The organism is Pseudomonas brassicacearum (genome assembly GCF_003732265.1).
In the GTDB taxonomy this organism is placed as follows: domain Bacteria; phylum Pseudomonadota; class Gammaproteobacteria; order Pseudomonadales; family Pseudomonadaceae; genus Aquipseudomonas; species Aquipseudomonas brassicacearum_D.
In genome coordinates, this window is record NZ_MOBK01000114.1 from 1 (window position 1) to 263 (window position 263).

Genomic DNA, 263 nt, shown 5'->3' on the forward strand with positions numbered 1-263 from the left:
GGCCCCGGCGGTGCGCGAGTTGCGTGAAACCCTGACCTCGTTGCGCGCCATCTCCCAACGCCTCGAGGAAAACCCCAGCGGTTACCTGCTGGGCAGTGACAAGAACAAGGAATTCACGCCATGAATCTTACTCTTATCGCCCTCCTCGCCGGCTTCACGCTGATAAGTTCGTGCTCGATCCTGCCCAAGCCCGAGCCGTTCGATGTCTATCGATTGCCGTAGGCCCAGAGCAACGCGTCGGCCAGTCATGGCACGACGCAACG

2 pseudogenes are annotated in these 263 nt (G+C 60.8%); both read left to right on the forward strand.

Going from position 1 to position 263, the window contains the following annotated elements:
- A pseudogene (locus BK660_RS30310) lies at window positions 1-124 on the forward strand (MlaD family protein); the annotation flags it as partial.
- Window positions 121-219 (forward strand): annotated as a pseudogene (locus tag BK660_RS30315) (ABC-type transport auxiliary lipoprotein family protein); the annotation flags it as partial. The pseudogenes BK660_RS30310 and BK660_RS30315, both read left to right, overlap by 4 nt.
- Window positions 220-263: the final 44 nt, after the last annotated feature.